The sequence below is a fragment of the Facklamia sp. HMSC062C11 genome, assembly GCF_001810675.1.
Classification (GTDB): Bacteria; Bacillota; Bacilli; order Lactobacillales; family Aerococcaceae; genus Facklamia; species Facklamia hominis.
In genome coordinates this window covers 1-20,235 of the sequence record NZ_KV802375.1, presented here as the reverse complement: position 1 = coordinate 20,235, position 20,235 = coordinate 1, and the positions used below count along the sequence as shown (strand labels likewise).

General features: G+C 37.9%; 12 protein-coding genes. 2 read left to right on the top strand and 10 right to left on the bottom strand.

Going from position 1 to position 20,235, the window contains the following annotated elements:
• Positions 1–60: 60 nt before the first annotated feature.
• The 10 genes from addA to tig all read right to left on the bottom strand — a co-directional run bounded on the left by addA (position 61) and on the right by tig (position 16,758).
• Positions 61–3,936 (bottom strand): helicase-exonuclease AddAB subunit AddA, encoded by a 3,876-nt coding sequence (gene addA, locus HMPREF2758_RS00890; protein ID WP_070608577.1) that lies wholly within the window; start codon positions 3,934–3,936, stop codon positions 61–63.
• The gene (locus tag HMPREF2758_RS00885; protein ID WP_070608575.1) at positions 3,920–7,549 is read right to left on the bottom strand and encodes a PD-(D/E)XK nuclease family protein; all 3,630 of its coding nucleotides are present in this window, start codon (positions 7,547–7,549) and stop codon (positions 3,920–3,922) included. Before HMPREF2758_RS00885 ends, addA begins: the two co-directional genes overlap by 17 nt.
• A 65-nt stretch (positions 7,550–7,614) precedes the next feature.
• Positions 7,615–8,844, bottom strand: coding sequence for a peptidase T (pepT, locus tag HMPREF2758_RS00880; RefSeq protein ID WP_070608573.1), 1,230 nt, complete (start codon positions 8,842–8,844; stop codon positions 7,615–7,617).
• Between the two features lie 15 nt (positions 8,845–8,859).
• Complete coding sequence (locus HMPREF2758_RS00875; protein WP_070608571.1) at positions 8,860–9,660, bottom strand: Nif3-like dinuclear metal center hexameric protein; 801 nt, start codon at positions 9,658–9,660, stop codon at positions 8,860–8,862.
• Positions 9,645–10,376 (bottom strand): tRNA (adenine(22)-N(1))-methyltransferase, encoded by a 732-nt coding sequence (locus tag HMPREF2758_RS00870; RefSeq protein ID WP_070608569.1) that lies wholly within the window; start codon positions 10,374–10,376, stop codon positions 9,645–9,647. The genes HMPREF2758_RS00875 and HMPREF2758_RS00870 overlap by 16 nt, the downstream gene beginning before the upstream one ends.
• 106 nt (positions 10,377–10,482) lie before the next feature.
• Entirely contained in the window at positions 10,483–11,640 is a 1,158-nt protein-coding gene (gene rpoD, locus HMPREF2758_RS00865) for an RNA polymerase sigma factor RpoD (protein WP_070608567.1), read from the bottom strand.
• Positions 11,641–11,650: 10 nt separating this feature from the next.
• On the bottom strand, positions 11,651–13,504 hold the full coding sequence (gene dnaG / locus HMPREF2758_RS00860) for a DNA primase (RefSeq protein ID WP_070608565.1): 1,854 nt from the start codon (positions 13,502–13,504) through the stop codon (positions 11,651–11,653).
• 23 nt (positions 13,505–13,527) lie between these two features.
• Entirely contained in the window at positions 13,528–14,121 is a 594-nt protein-coding gene (gene yihA, locus HMPREF2758_RS00855) for a ribosome biogenesis GTP-binding protein YihA/YsxC (RefSeq protein ID WP_070608562.1), read from the bottom strand.
• Positions 14,122–14,128: 7 nt separating this feature from the next.
• Entirely contained in the window at positions 14,129–15,367 is a 1,239-nt protein-coding gene (clpX, locus tag HMPREF2758_RS00850) for an ATP-dependent Clp protease ATP-binding subunit ClpX (RefSeq protein WP_070608560.1), read from the bottom strand.
• 113 nt (positions 15,368–15,480) lie between these two features.
• On the bottom strand, positions 15,481–16,758 hold the full coding sequence (gene tig, locus HMPREF2758_RS00845) for a trigger factor (protein ID WP_070608559.1): 1,278 nt from the start codon (positions 16,756–16,758) through the stop codon (positions 15,481–15,483).
• Between the two features lie 211 nt (positions 16,759–16,969).
• Between tig and recU the strand changes: the two genes are divergently transcribed.
• A complete protein-coding gene (recU, locus tag HMPREF2758_RS00840; RefSeq protein ID WP_070608557.1) occupies positions 16,970–17,572 on the top strand; it encodes a Holliday junction resolvase RecU in 603 nt (200 codons plus the stop codon).
• Positions 17,573–17,591: 19 nt separating this feature from the next.
• Positions 17,592–20,057, top strand: coding sequence for a transglycosylase domain-containing protein (locus HMPREF2758_RS00835; RefSeq protein WP_070608555.1), 2,466 nt, complete (start codon positions 17,592–17,594; stop codon positions 20,055–20,057).
• Positions 20,058–20,235: the final 178 nt, after the last annotated feature.

Sequence of the window (20,235 nt, the reverse complement as noted above, 5' to 3'; positions counted from 1 at the left end):
GGTTTTTTGGTGGACTTATGTCACAGCCTCTTAATACAGTCATTTTATAATACCATTATCTCATTCAGTCATTGATATGACTTGATTAAAATCTAAGGCAACTAAATATATTCCAGCTGCCTCCATTTTCAAGGCATTTTTAAGGGCCTGTGCATATAGACTTAACTGAGTTTGATATTTTGATTTTAGGCGAGCTAATTGTTTCTCCTTACTTAAATGAGCTGAAGGATGAAATCGATCTGTTTTATAGTCGATCAAGACAAATCCTTCATTAGAACGTAGCCAATAGGCATCAATAACCCCATGAATTAGGACATGGTCCTCAGCGAATTTAAGGGAAGCTTGAGGCAGGTCTTGAAATAATTCACTTGCTTTTACCCAGTATGAATAAGGTCGTTCTTTTTGAATATTAAAAGCATTATTGATCATTTCTTGACCTAAGGATGAGGCTAAAAAATGACTGATCGAATCAATGGCCAAGTGACTAATCTCTTGCTTAGTTAAGTATCCTTGATTTAATAAATAATTAGCCTGTTGGTCTAAAACACTAGGATATTGCTGAATCGATCTAGCTTGAAATTCACTAAAATCAATCTTTTGCATAAAGAAGTGGTTAAGACTACCAATTCGGCTTGCTGTCATTCTATCTTCCTGCATAAATTCAGGGGCTAAAAATGCATCCTGCATAAACGGGAGAGATTGGACACCCTGATCGACAATTCCTGGTCGTCGATCCTCAAAATGAGAAATATGTGGATGGTCTGGCTCTTCAAATAACCGCTTCAATTCAGAAACTGATTGATAAGATGATGTTTGACTGGATTGAATATATGGGTAATCATAGAATAGTTGTTGATTCAATCGTTTTAAATTAATGCTAGGATCAGGTTGACGATTGATTAAAGGCTCCCAGCTTTCTTTTAGCCAAAGATTGGGGTCCTTTAAGGTCGACCAAGCGTTAATTGTAGGGAGTTGTTCTTGCACTTGACTCTGATTTTTAATGCTTACTTTAAAATCCCCTTCTTGTAGCTTAGCATTCCCCTGTGTGTTAGCACGATACAAAGCTAAGGCACTTGCAATCCAATGTAAAAAATGCTTGGCTTGTGATCGACTGGCTAAATCAACCAATACGGATTCAGGGTCCTTGGCCTTAACTACTTGATCCTGCCAATTTTCCCACTCTTCTTCTTTATTAATCGTTCCTACTAGGATTAATTTTTGTTCCGCCCGTGTCAAGGCAACATAAAGTTTCCGTAATTCTTCAGACTTAGCGTTCTGTTCAAGCACTTGTTGTTGGGCCACTTTAGAGAGTGACTGGTAAATTAATCGTTGGTCGGACTCATAGTAATCAATGCCCATACCAAAATTCTTAGTCAAGCAAACAGGTCTTCTTAAGTCCTGTTGGTTAAATTTGCGACTTAAATTCATTAAATAAACTATAGGATATTCCTTTCCCTTTGAGGCGTGAATCGTCATTGCTTGAATTTGATTTTGATTCTCTTCAACTAATAAGGGCTCAGCCAAATCTTTCTCATGATCCAACATTTTATCAATATATTGAATAAAGGCAGTAAGAGTCTGCTTGCCTTGTTGAGCAAGCGTTTGCCCCAACTGATAAAATGCATGCAAATTAGCTTGTCTCTTAGGCCCATGATCCAGCCCCATTACAAAATCTAAAAAGCCAGTATCTTGATAAATAAGCCAGATGAGTTCATCTAATCGATGATTATTTTGATAATCCATCCAACTTAACAATTGCTGATAAAAAGCTTTTATACGTTTTTGAAGTTCAGATGAATAATACTGATTTGTGGCTTCTATTTGATAAAGATAATGAACGATTGCCTCATAGTAGCTCCCATTAGGATGAGCTAAACGAATCCGACTTAAATCATTATCATCTAATCCTACAAAATAAGAGCGTAATATAGCTACCCATGGAATATCCTGAATCGGGTTATCTAATAATTTTAATAAAGCTAACATCAATTGGATTTCCTGACGTTGAAAATAAGCTTCAACATCTTGACTCATAAAAGGTAAGCCATAATAGTTCATCGCTTCATGTAAAGGTAAAAAGCTTGCTTTCGTTGGACATAAAACCACAATATCTCTAAACGTGATCGGTCGCTCCTGTCCCCTATCCTTATCATAGATCTGGTAACCGGCACGAATTTTATCATGAATATCTTGAGCAATCATCAAGGCCTCTGCTTGAATACTTGCATCAAAAAGCCCACTTGCATCAGAATCCAAATCTTCTGCCTCTTCGGCTTCTTCTAAGCCCTCTTTGTTATAGAGCAAAATCTCAATTTGATAGGGGCTGTCAGGACCAGAGTAAGCAAAGTCATTCCTTCCTAATTTTAGACTTTCAGCTAACCCATAATCCATTTGACCAAACTTGTGATCCATTAACCGTTCGAATAAATAATTTGTGAAATTTAGCACTTCAAAGCGGGATCGATAATTTCGATCTAATTGAATCAACTGTCCCCCTTGATTATCTTGATAAGCCTGGTATTTGGCCAAGAATAAGGAGGGTTCCGCCATCCGGAAACCATAAATCGACTGTTTAACATCTCCTACCATAAAAAGATTTCCCTTTTGATTTGGAACATATTCATGGGATAACCAAGCGAGTATTTCAGATTGAATCTCATTAATATCTTGATACTCATCGACCATGACCTCTTTAAACTGCGCTTGATAATAGTGAGCAGCTGGAGAAGCCTGACGGCTTTGAGTGATGGGATCATAAGGAGCTAATAAATCCAGGGTAACATGTTCAAGATCATTATAGTCCATCAGGGCTTCTTGCTTTTTAATCCACTGAATTTGTTCATAAAAGGATTGACAAAGCTGCCCTAAACGGTCTAAATCCACTTGAATCTTTATTTCAATGCTAGTACTTTGAGCCAAATCATAAGGAAATAGTTTTTGCAAATTATTCAACTGTTTCTTGGCTTGGTCACGAAGTTCCTTCATTTCCTGAATCCATTCCAGATCTTCCTCTAATTGTTTACCACGACTGGATGGCCAACGGTCAAAACTAAGTTGATCCAGAGATTGGAATATTTTTTGAGGCGATTTCTCCAAGAGTGCTTGATAAATTGTCCGAATGGCTTGAGCCTCATTTTGTAAAAGAGACTGATATTTATCAATACATGTTTGACTACAAGACATTAAGATTGATTCAATATGTTCATAGGAGTGTAGAGCGAGCTGGCACCCCGCTTTAAGCGTAACTTCTAGGCCATTAGCATAGAGTTCGGAATCGAAAAATTCTTCGAGTGAGTTAAATCCATGACAAGCTTCCTTTAACCAGACCATAGGCTGTGGATGAGCTAGAGCAAATTGATAAATCGCTTTAACCAGGTCCAATAATCCCTGACTATCACGACTTGAACTATAACAATCCAAGAGTCGTTGAAAGTCCACTGGCTTTAAAAGTTGATCTGAGTCTTCTTGATGGATCTGTTCAACCACTCTTTGCCAGGCTCTAAGATAAATCAATTCCAACTCCGCTGAACTTGTTATTAAACGAAAATCAGGATTAATATCCGATAAGTAGAAGAAACGTTGAATAACTTGAAGACAAAAGGCATGTAGGGTCCTTATGTGTGCTTGGCTGAGTTTATCACGTTGCCCTAGTAAATAGGTTAAATGTGAACCACTACTAGTTTGAATCGCTTGTTGTAATTTTTTATCCATTCGTTCTTTCATTTCTAAAGCCGCTGCTTCAGTAAAGGTTACCACTAATAGTTGGTCGATTTCTGCATAGGTTGAATTTAAATGTTGGAGAATCCGTTCAATGAGGACGGATGTTTTCCCAGATCCAGCAGAAGCGGCCACAAGCAAATTGTCCCCTTTTTGATAAATAGCTTGCCATTGTTGATCATTAAAGTGACTGTTAGCTGGCTTAATCGGTAATCCCATCGGACTTCTCCTTTCTTTGTAATTTTAAATGAGTAAGTTGGTCTTCCATAGCTTTTAAAACAGCTTTCTTATCAATTCCTTTTTGACGATAAGCTGAATAAGATTGACTCGCATCAAAACCAGTAATCACCCGATAAGGCCGTCTTAAAGATGGTGTATATGGAGCATCAATAAAGGGAGCAAATTCGATATGACCCGCTTGAATTTGGTCGGCTGCTTTTTTAAACATCCAATGTGTATAAGCTAAGAGCGTTTTTACTTGCGATGAATCAAAGTATGGGCTCCCGCTGTAATAGGTTCCATCCTTTTTATAGCGAACGGGATAGATTAGGGACTGCTTGCTAAGACTTGCACCCTTTTCCAAATCGAGTAAGACATCGGAGGGCAGCGTCACAAAACCATTAAGTCGTCGTTCTTTTAAGAAAGCTGTTTTCAGACCCTCTGAATCCAATTGAGCAATCGATTTATCAGCACGACGATAACCCTGTAAGATTGGTTGATAAAAGGCTCCCAAAGACCTTGCCCGAGGGTATTTTTTTAAGGCAACGGCTAAATAAGTTAATATCTGCAGGTCTAATCCATAGAAGCTATCTACAAGATTAAACTGCTTGTTGGATGATTTATAGTCAATCACTTGTAAATAAGCTTGATTAATTTGGTCAATTAAATCAATTCGGTCGATCTTTCCACGAATAAACAATTCGCCACCGGATTCCAAAGAATAGCTAAAGCTTGGTAGTAAATCTTTTTTGGAACGCCCGAATTGTCCTTCACTAATTAAGATACGAGCCGGTAATCGTTCATTTTGTTGATGAATGAGGTGGACAAAAGCAAATAATTGCTCTTGCAATTGTTTAAAGACAGCTTGACTGATTGTATCTTGATTAAAAGAGCGAAAATCTTGCTGACTAAGACTAGTGGCTATGATGTCATGAAGACGTTGATCTAAGTCCTTGGAATTTAAATCCGCTAAGCTGATAGCTTGATCTTGGAGTGATTTAGCCAATTGATCCAGGCTAAAATGTAGAAAATCACCCGCCGACATAGGATCAATTTGAGCAATTCGTCGCTCCTTAAGTCGTAATCCATAAAGCAAAAAATGGGAAAAAGGATCTTGATAATATTGTTCAACTTGGGAGACTGACAAACTCATATTCTTGCCATAAAGAGCGAGTGCTAGGTCGGAATCAATCCGATCTGGTAAATGATAAAATCTGAACAGTCCCTGTATGAAGGATTCTAACCGCTCTTTTTCAAAAGGATGCGACTGTAATAAGTAGACAATCGACTGGCTGAGCGATTCAATGGGGCTAGCTGTTTCATAACTCACCCTAAGTGAACGAAGGATGGGGGCTAGTGTCATCGGATACTGGCCGATTGTATCCAAATTAATGTCCTTTTCCTTCGTTTGCCATTTCATTACAGAAATGATCTTCACGTCAAAGTCACCGCGTTGAATGATTGTTTTCAAGTAAGGGGACCAATCGAGCACCTTATTCTGCACGGTTTGAGCCATGGAAAAATAGAGTCGCTGATTGGCTTTTAAAAATAGCCGATAGGCTTGCAATAGTTCAAATCCTTGGTAAAAATTAACAGGTTGTATCAATTGCTGATACGGCAGTAAACGATCTGCAATCTTGGCTCGCTCTTCCCTTGTCAAAAGCGAGCTATCTTGTGGAATTAAAGGTAAGGCATCCTGGTCCATTCCCACCAGAAAAGCAATTTTAGGCGTTTGAACCTGAGGAGAAATAAAATTACTGAATCGAACTTGATCCAACGTCGGTGGAATAATATGAAAGCTGGCTCCTTCTAATGCTGCTTGTAAATTCAAAAAAAATTCCTCAAGTGTCATCGAATTTTGTCCATAAATCATATGAAATTCTTGGATCGCATCCATTAGTAATTGCCACACTTGTTCATTTTGCCGAAATACACCTTGGTCTCCTCGCTTAACCGCCACTACACTACTTTCTCTTAATTGATCAGTGACTGTTAATTGCTGCAATAAGTGATAAAATCCAGTCGCCAAAGCCTCACCAGAAGTTTTCTGGCTCAAGTGTTTCATATTATTAAATACTCGAGTAACTAAGCCTTCACGAAAAGCTTCAATTAAACTTGCTTGAGCGAAAGGTCGTGACTTACCTTGATGATCAATGTAGGCTTGTTCTATATTTGCGAAATACCAAGGATAATCAAGTTGATAGACCTGGTAGCCACTTAGTTGATGAGTATATAGGTAATTATCCACTTGTGCTAATAGATGTCGGTATTCCCTTTCCAATTCCTCCTCTGTAAAGTCGGAAAAATAAGGCTCTAAGTCCATTAAACGAATCAGGGGAGATTTAATAAACTGTTGAATATCTTCTAATTGCCATTGATAACGATCAAGGGAAGCCAGCATGATAATCAATTCATAGAGTCGATGATTTTTCATCGATAATGCATGGTCAAAGAAATAGGGAATTTTATTGGCTTGAAAAATTGGATCAATAATTGCTTGATAATGGTCCATATGGCGGGCAAAAACTTGAATATCTCGATAGCGATAGCCCTGATGGACTACCAGATCATGAATTTGATTTGCTACATACCGTAATTCTTCTTCTAGGGAAGCTGCTTGAGAAAAATGACAAAAGGAAGATTCTTTGACCTTCCTTAGATCTGGCAATTCATTCATCGGTGACGAATAAGAACGATGATCTAATATTAGTTGCTTAAAGCTATCCAAAAGTACACATTGGTCAGAATTCGCTAAATAAGAAATTCCTTCTGGTGATTCCGTAGCAAAATCAATCCCCAAGGAATATGACAAGGTCCTTAATCGATTATATGTATGGCAAGCTAAAGAATAAAGTCGGGATGATTGCTTGCTTTTTAAGATCTCCTCATCAACCGCTAGCGCTAGCCATACCGTTTTACAACATTTAGCTAAATTTAAAACCACTTGCATTTCCTGGCTGGAAAAAAAGTCATACTGATCAATCACAATCACTGTATTCGATAAATTCGAGTTTTTTAAATAGTCATTTAAATCATTTAATAACTGAAAATTCTGAAAATCTAACCGCATTAATTCATCAAGAAATGCTTGATAAATATAACGGAGTTCAGCTAGCTTGAGATCTTCGAGGTCTGCTGTCCTAGGATCGGTATCTTCTGTTAAGCCCTCTAATTGATCCTCGGATAGATCACTGGCTGTCACATTTCCTTCCAGAAGTTCTTTGAATAAGACGAGCAACTGTTCTGCAAATGCAGGGTGCTTGATTTGGCGTCTAAAAAGCCGAATTTGATCCTTTGATTGGCGCAGAATCGTTTGAATAATCATGGCTAATCCTAAATCACTCACGGATTGCTTTGATTTTTGATCACGCATTAAAAACCAAGCCAAACGAGAAAAAGAAGCTACTTGAAGTGCCATTAAGCTGGCGCTATTTTTATTAAATTTCTGACATTGATAGTCTAGAATAACAGCCTCCATCTCAAATTTTGAGTGTTCAGGTACAATATAATATATTTGACAATCAGGGTCCTGTTTCAACTGATCGAATAACTGATCTAAAATATGAGACCGCTTATCATAACGATCATCGCCACTTATTACATGTAATCCCATTACGACCCTCCTTTGCAATTTTTAGAAAAAAGGCCATGACAATCGTCATAGCCTTAAAATGTTTGTTAAGCTTGCGCATTTAATTCAACGATCTTAATAATGACTTGAGCAGCTTTGATCATTGATTCAACGGCCACATATTCATAACGTCCGTGCATATTTTCACCACCTGCAAAAATATTCGGTGTGGGGATTCCCATAAAGGAAATCTTGGAACCATCGGTACCACCTCGAATTGCTTTAATATCTACCGGGATATCGAGTGATTCCATCGCCTTTTGAGCTAAGTCCACTGGTGTCATATCTTTCTTAATCACTTCAGCCATGTTATAGTATTCATCCTTCATGCTTAACTCAACGACTGGATGATCATAGGCTTGATTAATTTGATCAACGATAGCAGTAACTTGATCTTTGCGTGCTTGGAATTGCTCACGATCAAAGTCACGGATAATTAATTGAACCATCGCCTCATCAACGGTTCCTTGAATTTGTAAGACATGATAGAAGCCTTCATGTCCCTCTGTATATTCAGGAGCTTCTTTACTTGGTAAGGCTCGAATGAATTCACTGGCAATCATCACAGCATTAATCATTTTTCCCTTGGCAGTGCCAGGGTGAATATTTTTTCCTTGAATCTTTAAGACAGCTTGAGCAGCATTGAAGGATTCATATTGTAATTCACCTACCGGACCTCCATCCATTGTATAAGCAAAATCTACTCCAAATCCTTCTGCATCAAAATGATCAGCACCCCGACCAATCTCTTCATCCGGACCAAAAGCAACGCGAACTTTTCCGTGCTTAATTTCAGGATGTTTAATTAAGTAATCCATGGCTGTCATTATTTCAGCAATCCCAGACTTATCATCTGCACCGAGTAAGGTTGTTCCATCTGTGGTAATTAAAGTTTGACCTTTATAATTTAATAAACTAGGAAATTCTTCGGGCGATAAATCAACGTGATCATTTAAGGAAATAACTTGTCCTTGATAATCGGAATGAATCTGTGGATTAACTTTCTCTGAATTAAAATCAGCGGTATCAACATGGGAAATGAATCCAATGCTTGGAGCTGTCGTTTGACAGTTTGCGGGTAGAGTCGCCGTTACAAAGGCATTTGATGGATTGAGTTCAACCTCTTCCATCCCCATCGCTTGTAATTCTTCCACTAAAAGATTTAATAAATCAAACTGGCGTTCTGTCGAAGGTATTGTCTCACTTGTTTCATCTGAGCGAGTATTAATCTTAGCATAACGAATAAAACGTTCCTTTACCTCTTCAAAAAAGTCCATGGTATCTCTCCTTTATTAACAATAGTCAAATGGATCTGTCTTAACTTTACTAGAAATCACTTCAATTGACCACTGATTTTTTAAAAATTCTTTTTCTAATCTCTCTTTTACAGGTTCCATAAAATAATGTTCCACATAATGACCCACATCCACTGTTAGATAACCTGCTTCATAAAGATCCTGTCCCTTATGATAAGTAACATCTCCAGTGATAAAGACATCAGCACCGCAAGTAGCCACTTCATTAAAGAAATCAGCCCCAGAACCACCTAAAATAGCCACTTTTTGGTAAAAATCTTGAGGTGTTTTTTCAATAATCTTTAATTGCTCCAAATCAAAAGCTCTCCGAATATGATCAAGCAAGTCTGTACGGTTTAAAGCTTGTTTCAGATAGCCCACTCGGCCTAAACTTGTCAAGGGGTTTTCAACCGGGTATAAATCGCTTATTCTTTCCAGATCCAGCCGTCTAGCCAAGATGTCATTCATACCTTCTTTAGCCCGATCAAAATTGGTATGCATGGCAAAAACGTTTAAATCTGCCTTTACAGCTGCTTGATAGATTTTAGTTTGATTATCTTGATAATCAAACCGTTGAATCGGTGAGAAAATAGGTGGATGATGAACAATCAGTGTATCCACCCCTGCTTCAATCGCTTCTTCGATAACTTCTAAGCGTAAATCTAGGGCCAACATTATTTTACGAACTGGGGCTAATTGCTGGCCAAAATGAAGCCCTACTTTATCCCATGATTCAGCCAAACAAGCTGGGTACCACTCTTCCAAAGTATTAATAAGATCTTTTAACAAAATGGGCATCTTTCAACTTCCTCCTTAAACCAATTTAATTTGTTCCGCATGCTATCAATCGTTTGATTAAAGTTAGCATCTTTAGATTGTGCTTGTGACATTTCTTCAATAATTCGATTTAAACTCAAGATTTGATGCTGACAATACTCTAAATAGCTAGAATCAAAAATTATCCGATCCTTTTTACCCATTTTTAAATCACGTGTTGAATAATTAATAACTTTGCCAACTTGACTAGCAAACATTAAATTATAAGTCTTTCCCTTATCTTGAAGCCATTGTTCAAGTTCAATTTGATAACCATGCTCCCAAAGAAAAGACCGTAAGAGTTCTTCGTGATTGTTGGCTTGAAGCACGAGATGGGGAGTTAATTTTTGCTCTAATAAGCCCTCTTCTAAAATTTTACGAATCAATTGACCTCCCATTCCACAGATCGATGTGACATTTACATGATCATCTTCCTTTAAAACTTGATAGCCATCGCCCAAACGGACTTGTAACCGATCCGTTACTTGGCATTCAATGGACTGACTCAAAGCGGATTGGTAAGGTCCTTCCACAACTTCGCCCGCTATCGCTGATTGAATAATGCCTGCTTGAATCAAAGCGATCGGTAAATAAGCATGGTCACTTCCAATATCTAGTAGATGAATGGGTGATGGGACTTGAGTCTCAATCCAATGAGCCACGCTCTTCAAGCGTTTAGATAAATTTATTGTTTTCATATTAACCCCTTTAACGAATCACTTGTTGGCCTAAAAAGCTAGACAATAGAGTCTTTGCTTAAAAGAAAAGAGGCCACGACACCTGTGTCACGGCCTTTACGTTCATTTATTCTAGAAAATCCTTTAACTGTTTCGAACGAGAAGGATGACGCAACTTGCGTAAAGCTTTAGCTTCAATTTGACGTATACGTTCACGAGTAACCCCAAATACTTTACCAACCTGTTCTAGGGTACGAATATTCCCATCATCTAATCCAAATCGAAGTCTTAAGACATTTTCTTCACGATCAGTAAGAGTATCTAAAACATCTTCTAGTTGTTCACGCAATAAAGATGACGCTGTAAATTCTTCCGGACTTAAGGCACCGTCATCTTCAATAAAATCACCTAAATGAGAGTCATCTTCTTCTCCGATAGGTGTTTCTAAAGAAACAGGTTCCTGAGCAATTTTTAAAATATCCCGTACTTTTTCCGTTGGCAGATCCATTTCTGCACCGATTTCTTCTGGCGTTGGTTCGCGACCCAAATCTTGCAGTAGTTGTCGTTGAATTCGGACAAGCTTATTAATGGTTTCAACCATATGTACTGGAATTCGGATAGTCCGAGCTTGATCGGCGATCGCCCGCGTAATCGCTTGACGAATCCACCAAGTTGCATAAGTAGAGAACTTAAACCCTTTGGTATAATCAAATTTTTCAACAGCCTTCATTAGGCCCATATTTCCTTCTTGAATTAAATCCAGAAAAGACATGCCACGTCCCACATAGCGCTTAGCAATGGATACCACTAGACGTAAGTTTGCCTCCGCTAGTTCTTGTTTAGCAATTTCATCACCTGCTTCAATGCGCTTAGCGATTTCTACCTCTTCATCTGCTGTTAATAAATCCACTCGACCAATTTCTTTTAAATACATACGAACTGGATCAGCGACTTTTATTTTAGAAGCCTGAATTTTTTGTGATGCAGAAAGTTTTTCATTACTTTCATTTGATTCTGCCTTAACCATTTGTTGTTTGGTTGGACCACCATCTTCACCAACCACTGCAATGCCTTGATCTTCAATGGTCTGAATGAGCTGATCAATTTGGTCTGCATCAAGACTATATGGTATTGCAAGCTCCTTCGTCAATTCATCATACAGAATTTGTCCACTAAGCTTTTTTAAACGAATCAGTTCTTCTGTTGCCTGCTTAAGAGGGAGTCTGATTTCATTTTGTTCAAGATCTGGATTCATTTTTTCTTTGTTTTCATTTTCTTGGGACATAGTTAACCTCCTAGTTTTTCTTTTTTAATTGTCGCTCGATGGTCATAATCTTTAATATCGTTTCTTTAGCAAGTTCTTGATCTTGCTCTTTAATATATTGTGATAATTTTACTTTTAACTCTTCAATCTCTTGGTGTTTAAAAGCTTGATAAATTATAGCAAGACAATCGGGCATGGTCTGAACTTGATAATCCAATGGAGTGTGATCCCATAGAATACTCGTTAAAAGTTGATTAACTTGCGGATCCTCCATCTGATCAACAATCCCTGTTAAAGGAAATGGATGTCCTTCATAATAATAATCGCATAAGTAATTAAAGGCCTTTTGTGCAAAGGAATGATACATTAAAGGCATCTGCTTTTGTTGATTCACATAATTCCAGGAGTCTTCATGAAAAATCAATTGTCCTAGCCACACTTTTTCAGCTTGAAAGGCAGCTTGTGATTTAATAGGTAAGCTAGAAGCAATCCCACTTGAACTAGAGGCGGTTGTTGCTTGGGTATCCCTTCTAGTCTTGCTTGATTGTTTGAAAGATGAAGCAGGTGATTGAGCAGGTTGAATGCGAGCCAATTGTTCTTCCAACAAGTCACTATCTAGATCATATTCTTGGGCTAACTGACCGACGTATAACTGACGCTCAATCGGAGACTGAACGGTCGATAATATTTTCAAGAGACTTTCAATATATTGTGAGAGTCCTTGAGCATCTTTAAGATTAAAGTCAGTTTTCCGAAAATCTTTATAGAATTCATAATAGGAAAAAGCCTGGTGAATTAACTGCCCAAAAGCAGGAGCTCCCTTCAACTTAATAAATTCATCGGGATCTCTTTCTTGAGGAATCTTTATTGCCTTAAAACGAGTCTCCTTAAACTCCGTGGTCAATTGAAAGGCCTTAATCGTCGCATTTTGACCTGCTTGATCCCCATCAAAAACAAAGATTAATTCATTCGCTAGCTTCGTCAGATAAGCAAGATGATCTCTGGTTAAAGAAGTTCCCATACTTGCAACCGCCTGTTGGAATCCAGCTTGATACAAACTAATAACATCAAGATAACCCTCGCAGATCAAGATTTGATTTTGTTTTCGAATTTCAGACTGAGCCAAATCTAAATTATAGATTAACTTAGATTTTTGAAATAAGTCTGTCTCCGGTGAATTGATATACTTTCCGCCTCGATCATCAGTTGGTCGATAACGTCGTCCAGAAAAGGCAATGGGTTTTCCTGAACGATTTCTTAATGGAAAAACAATTCTTCCGTTAAATCGGTCCTGCAAGCGATTTTGCTGGTCAAGATAGAAGATTCCCGAGTCCAAAAGGCTTTTTTGGGAAAAAGCCTCTTGCTCGAGATAAGCCAAGACTAGTTCAGAATTTTCGGGAGCTAAGCCAAGTCCAAAGGTTCGGATTGTGTCATCCGTTAATTTGCGATCATGAAGATAATCTAAGGCTGCTTGACCATTTTGAGTATGGATCAAATAATAAGCATAGAATTCTTGAACTTTTTCGTGAATGCGATATAAACTCTGTTTTTGCGGATCGATTTGAAGACCAGGATCATCTTGAAAAAACTGCTTATCCAGTTCGAGATGAGCAAGTTCAGCTGCACGCTTTACCGCTTGAACAAATGAAATAGACTCGATTTCTTGTAGAAAACCAAAAACGTTCCCTCCACGTCCACATGAAAAGCACTTATATATCTGTTTCTGTGTATGAATCGAAAAAGACGGATTGCGGTCTTCATGAAAAGGACAAGAAGCTACATAATTTTGGCCTCTTTTTTTTAGTTCAACATAATGGCCAACAACTTCTTCTATGCGAACCGCTTGCCTTACTCGATCAATGACCTCATTTGGAATTTTAACCAAAAAGCACCTCCTTTCGAAGAGGATTATACTTCTTCTTGAATAAAATGATTGATCACTTGCCAGATCGCTTCTGCCCCTACCCCATCTTTAGCAGAAAAAGGAAAAAGTGCATCTGTTGTCGGAAGATCTAAAGCTTTTTTATACATTGACAAGTGTTTATTGACTTGACTGCGTTTAATTTTATCTAACTTTGTCAAAATAACCGCAAAAGGAATATCCAAAGATTCAGCAAAAGCAAACATTTCTTTATCTAAACGAGTTGGTTCGTGCCGAATATCCATCAGCAAAAATAGTAAAGCGATATTGGGACGTTGTGAAAGATAAGTTGCATTAAGTTGGCTAAAAGCATGTCTGCTTTGTTTAGAAACACGCGCATAACCATAACCAGGAACATCAACAAATCGGAAGCTTTTATTAATCTCATAAAAGTTTAGAGTCTGGGTTTTCCCCGGTTGACTAGACGTTCGAGCCAATGCTTTTCTTTGAACCATCCGATTAATAAAACTCGACTTCCCAACATTAGACCTACCTGCTAGAGCGACTTCTAGGAGATCATCTTGAGGATATTGATCTGGCTTAACTGCTGAAATAACAAAATTTGCTTCTTTAATCTGCATAGGTCACCTAGTTTATTTCTTCTTGATTTGCATCATAGAATTTAGCCTGCCCTTGCCCCTGTACCAAAGACTCGGTAATAACAACTCGCTTAATATCACTTCGATTAGGTACTTCAAACATGATATCCAACATAGTTGATTCAAGGATAGAGCGCAAGCCCCGTGCCCCAGTTTCACGTTCAATGGCTAATTTAGCAATGGCTGCTAAGGCATTATCTTCAAATTCTAGTTCAACATCCTCCATAGCCATTAGCCGTTGATATTGTTTAACTAAGGCATTCTTAGGTTGTGTCAAAATCTGAATTAAATCTGATTCTGTCAGAGCATTTAATACCGTTAGAATTGGAAGTCGTCCAATAAATTCAGGGATTAATCCAAATTTAAGGAGATCTTCAGGTTCGGCTAGTTGCATCAAATTCTTATCAGTCCGTAGACTGTGACTGTCAGTACCAAAACCAATAACTTTTGCACCCAAACGCTCTTTAATAATCGTTTCTAAACCGGCGAAAGCTCCCCCAACAATGAAGAGGATCTGACTTGTATCCATTTTTATGAATTCTTGATTTGGATGTTTACGACCACCTTTAGGTGGTATATTAGCTTCCGTTCCCTCTAAGATCTTTAATAAGGCTTGTTGTACCCCTTCTCCTGAAACATCCCGCGTAATCGATACATTTTCAGATTTTCTAGCAATTTTATCGATCTCATCAATATAAATAATTCCTTTTTCAGCTCGTTCAATATTATAGTCAGCTGCTTGGACTAATTTTAGTAAGATATTTTCAACATCTTCCCCCACATAACCCGCTTCGGTCAAAGTAGTCGCATCGGCAATGGCAAAAGGAACATTGATAATTCGAGCTAAACTTTGGGCTAAGTAGGTTTTTCCGGAACCAGTTGGCCCAACAATACAGATGTTGGACTTTTGAAGTTCAATATCACTCTCTTCATCTTGATGTAAAACCCGCTTGTAATGATTATACACGGCCACAGCTAAGGATTTCTTGGCTTCATCTTGACCGATCACGTATTCATTCAATTTATCTAAGATTTCCTGGGGTTTGAGCATTTGAACATCTACTAGAGCTCCCTCCAGTTGTCTTTCCTCATTAATAATGTTTTTACAAAGATCGACACATTCATTACAAATATACACATCCGGTCCTGCAATTATCTTATCGACCTCTTCTTGGGATTTTCCACAAAAAGAACAATAGTAATCCTGAAACCCAGTTGATTTTGCCATAGTTACCCCTTTCTTTGAGTAAACTTATTCTTGATAGTAAAAAGGGACGCAAAGTGTCATGATTCCTTGACTTTGCAATCCCTCAATGTAATTCATTTCATACTATTAGAATATTATTTTTCTTTAGCAGAGTCAACAATTAAGCTTAAGGCTTTCTTTAATTTGATGTCTCCGGTTAACATGTCTTCTGTCACATATTGACGTACTTGCTTAGCATCCATATTATACTGTTCAGCAAGTTTATTGACTTCCTCTTCAATTTCAGCTTCTGAAACTTCAATGGCTTCTTCTTCAACGATCTTTTCAAGCACTAAGTTTGTTTTTGTTCTTAAATCTGCTTCTTCTTCAAAATTCTTACGTAATCCATCACGGTCTGTACCTGAAATTTGATAATATAGGTCTTCGTTAATTCCTTGACGTTTCAAATTATTTAAGAAGTGGTCCATTTGACGTTGAACTTCCTCATCCACCATTACTTGTGGTAATTCAACGATTTCTGCATTTTCTACTGCTTTACGAACCGCTTGATCTTCCACAAATTCAGCAGCTTGAGCTTCTTTTTCTTCTTTAATCTGAACGCGTAATTTGTTCTTATACTCATCTAAAGTTTCAACTTCGTCATCAGCATCTTTCGCAAACTCATCATCTAGTTCAGGAATTTCTTTTGATTTTACTTCGTGAACTTTTACCTTAAAGGTAGCTTCTTTACCTTTTAAGTTTTCAGCATGATAATCTTCTGGGAAAGTAACTTTTACTTCAACATCATCACCTGCTTTAGCATCAACTAACTGATCTTCAAAACCAGGAATGAAACTATTTGAACCTAATTCTAAGGAGTGGTTTTCGCCCTTACCACCTTCAAAGGCTTCATCTCCTAAGAATCCTTCGAAGTCGATAATGACGGTGTCGCCTAATTTAGCTGCACCTTCTTTTACCACTAATTCTGCTAATTGTTTTTGTTTTAATTCAAGACGAGCTTGCACTTCTTCATCAGTTACATCACGATCTTGTTTTTCAACTTCAAGTCCTTTATAATCCCCTAATTTAACTTCAGGTTTTAATGTTACTTTAGCGGTCATAACCCAGTCTTTATGTTTTTCAAGGGATTCAATATCCATTTCAGGTTGAGCAACCACTTGTAAACCTTCCGCCTCAACAGCTTTTTGGTACGCACCAGGAATCAATTGGTTAAGAACTTCTTGATATAAGCTTTCTTCACCATATACATTATTAAAGATTTGGCGAGGAACTTTCCCTTTACGAAAACCTGGTACAGAAATATTCTTTCGTGCCTTCTTAAAAGCACGGTCTAATTCTGCTTGTACTTGTTCCGCTGGAATTGTAAATGTTAAAACACCTTCATTAGTATTCGTTTTTTCAAATTTTGTCATAAATTATTATCCTCCACGACTAGTATAAAATTAGCATACTCTATTATTCTAACGAAGATCAAGTGATTTGTAAACTCATTTCCCCATTTTAGCGGATATATTCAGAATTTTTATACAAAAAATTCATGATTATTTGCTAGACTAGGATCAAACAATAAGAGCTAGGTTTATCCATTAGAATTCGTTATAATAGTTCTAAGGGGGAAAAAATATGGTGCGCTATCCCAAGGGGCAAGTTCCTCGTTCAAGTATTCATACCAATCCAGTTAATCGTTCAATTAACTATGGCAGCCGTGGGATGTCATTGGAAGAACGAATTAACGAATCCAATCGTTTCTACTTGCAAAGAAATATCGCTGTTATTCATAAAAAACCAACACCCATACAAGTCGTCAAAGTAGATTACCCCAAACGATCTGCTGCTCGCATCAGTGAAGCATATTATCGTCAAGCTTCGACGACTGATTATAACGGAATTTATCAAGGTTTTTATATTGATTTTGAAGCAAAAGAAACGAAAAATAAGCGTTCATTTCCATTATCAAATTTAAAAGATCATCAAGTCAACCATATGAAGGCTTGCTTTGAACAAGGTGGCTTAGTTTTCCTAATGATTTGCTTTACCAACCAACAAGAAGTCTTCTTACTTCCTTACCAAGCTTTGGCAAATTGGCTTGACCATAGCCCTAAAGCATCCATCTCTTATGATTATATTAAGGAACACGCCTATCCTTGCAAGCAAGGCGTATTCCCACAAATCGATTATCTCTTAGCTGTTGACCAATATTTAGTAGATCAACCACCCAAGCCCTAATAGAAAGTGAGTGAGTAATATGGCCACAGGAAGTCGTATTGAACGAAAAAAATATAAACAAAAAAGAAAAAAACCACATCAAGGGAAGACCTGGTTTAAACGGATTTTGATTAGCTGTCTTTTATTATTCTTCTTGCTTGTTCTAACTGGGGCTGGCCTTTTTGCCCATTATATAAGCTCGGCACCTGAATTAACGATGCAAGATCTTCAAGGTCAAGTATCCTCTGAACTCTATGATCGTGAGGGTCAACTGATTCGTAAGTTAGGCGGTCAAAATCGTGAACTACTCAATGATAGTGACATTCCTGCAAATCTTAAAGAAGCAGTCTTAGCGATTGAAGATACCCGCTTTTATCGTCATAAAGGGATCGACCCTATTCGAATCCTGGGGGCAGCCTTAGCCAACCTAAGGGCAGGTGATATTGCTCAAGGAGGATCTACGATTACTCAACAATTGGTCAAACTTTCCGTCTTTTCAACGGATTTTGAAGATCAGACCCTTAAAAGGAAAGCTCAAGAGGCTTGGTTATCAATCGGTCTCGAGCAAAAATTATCTAAAGATGAAATTCTGTCACTTTATTTAAATAAGCTCTTTTATTCCAACAATGTTTATGGTGCAAAAACAGCCGCCAAAGCTTTTTTTGGAAAAGATATTGACCAAATCTCCTTATCGGAAGCCGCCCTATTAGCTGGTATCCCTCAAGCACCCAGTCAATATGATCCTTACAAGCATCCAGATCAAGCTAAAAAAAGACGCGATTTAGTACTTAGAGTAATGTTGGACCAGAAAATAATTGATCAAAGTCAGTATAATCAAGCGGTTGACCAATCGATTGAATCGATGCTTAAACCTTTAAGCCAAGCAGGCTTAAGTCAAGAAGATTTAATGTTGGATGCCTATATCGATGTTGTGGCGCAAGAAGTCGAAGATAAACTTCATCTCAACATTTTTACAGATGGGTTGAAAGTATATACCAATTTAGATTCTCAGGTTCAAAAGCATCTTTACGAAACCGTCCATAATCAACACGGGGAACTCTTCCCAAATCAGGATATGCAGACGGCGGTTTCTATTATTAATGTTGATAATGGGCAATTATATGCCATTCTAGGAGGCCGTAATCAAAAAGTAGCCATGGGATTAAATCGTGCTGCTTCCTTAAATCGCTCTGTCGGATCAACCATCAAGCCTCTTTCAAGTTACGGTCCTGCCATTGAGTATCTTAATTATTCAACCGGCCAATTAATCGTTGATGAAGCCTATCAATATTCTTCCGGTGATGAAATTTTTAATTATGATCGAGCCTATAAAGGCAATCAAACGATGCGTGAAGCCTTAGTAGGATCTCGAAATATTCCTGCTTTAAAAACACTCCAAGCTGTTGGATTGGATCAAGCATACTCCTTCCTTCAAAAAATGGATATTAATATTACCAATAATAATCAAAAGGAATTAGTCGAATCTAACGCCATTGGTGGTGAAATCACCCCGATTCAATTATCTGCAGCTTATGCCACAATTGCTAATTATGGGCAATATCACACGCCTTATACCGTTTCTAAAGTGATTACCCAGGCAGGTAATGAGCATTCATTTGAAGCACAAGGACGTCAGGCCATGAAAGATTCTACGGCTTATATGTTAGTGGATATGTTAAAAGGAGTTCCCAAATCCTTCGCAGCAAGTGCTCAAATTGAACAACTATACCACGCAGGAAAAACAGGTACCACGAACTATACAGCGGATCAAAGAGCTCAATTAGGTCTTAGTCAAGATGCCTATGCCACACCAGATGCTTGGTATGTTGGGATGAGTCCTCAATTCGCCATTGCTAGTTGGGTAGGCTATGATAATCCAATGGAAGCTGGACATCAACTGTCTTACCAAGATTCTGAAATTCCTCAAAAAATATATCGTGAAATGATGACCTTCTTAAGTCAACGTGTTCCAAATACCGATTGGCAGCAACCCGAATCTGTAGAGCGCTCGGATATTGAGAAGTACAGTGATCCATTAATGCTCCCTTCGGCCTATACCCCACCGGAACTAATTGCCTCTGAATTATTTATTAAAGGAACAACTCCTAAACAAGTATCAGAAAAGTATAACCGTCTAGATCCACCGACCGGATTCGATGCGGAATACAATGAAGAAACAAAGCAAATTGAGGCTAAATGGGATCCATTGACGATCGAAGGAGACTTTGAACTGACCTTAAACGGTCAAGTCGTCTATACGGGTAAAGATACAGAATTCAAAGTTGATGCCCCCGCCCCTGGAAATTACCAACTGGGATTAAGAATTATTAATGGCTATATGTCATCTGACACCTTAACCTTACATTTTGAATTAACGATTAGTTCAGAAGAAACGAGCCAGACAACCGATGAGTCTCCCGACCACAGTCAAGAAACAAGTCTAACTGGACCGCCTAACCCCAATGAGAGTGAACCAAACCAAAGTTATGACGGTCAAAGTTATTAAAATTTAAACACTAAAAGAGGTTTCAAGAATGGCTTGAAACCTCTTTTTTGATCAGCCTTACATTTTGTGATAGTTAACAAATATATACAATGATTAAGAATAAAAAAAGCGGCCCTTAGTCTTTCCTTTTTAAAGTTTTCAATGAATAAAAAGAGGCTGTGACATAAGTCCACCAAAA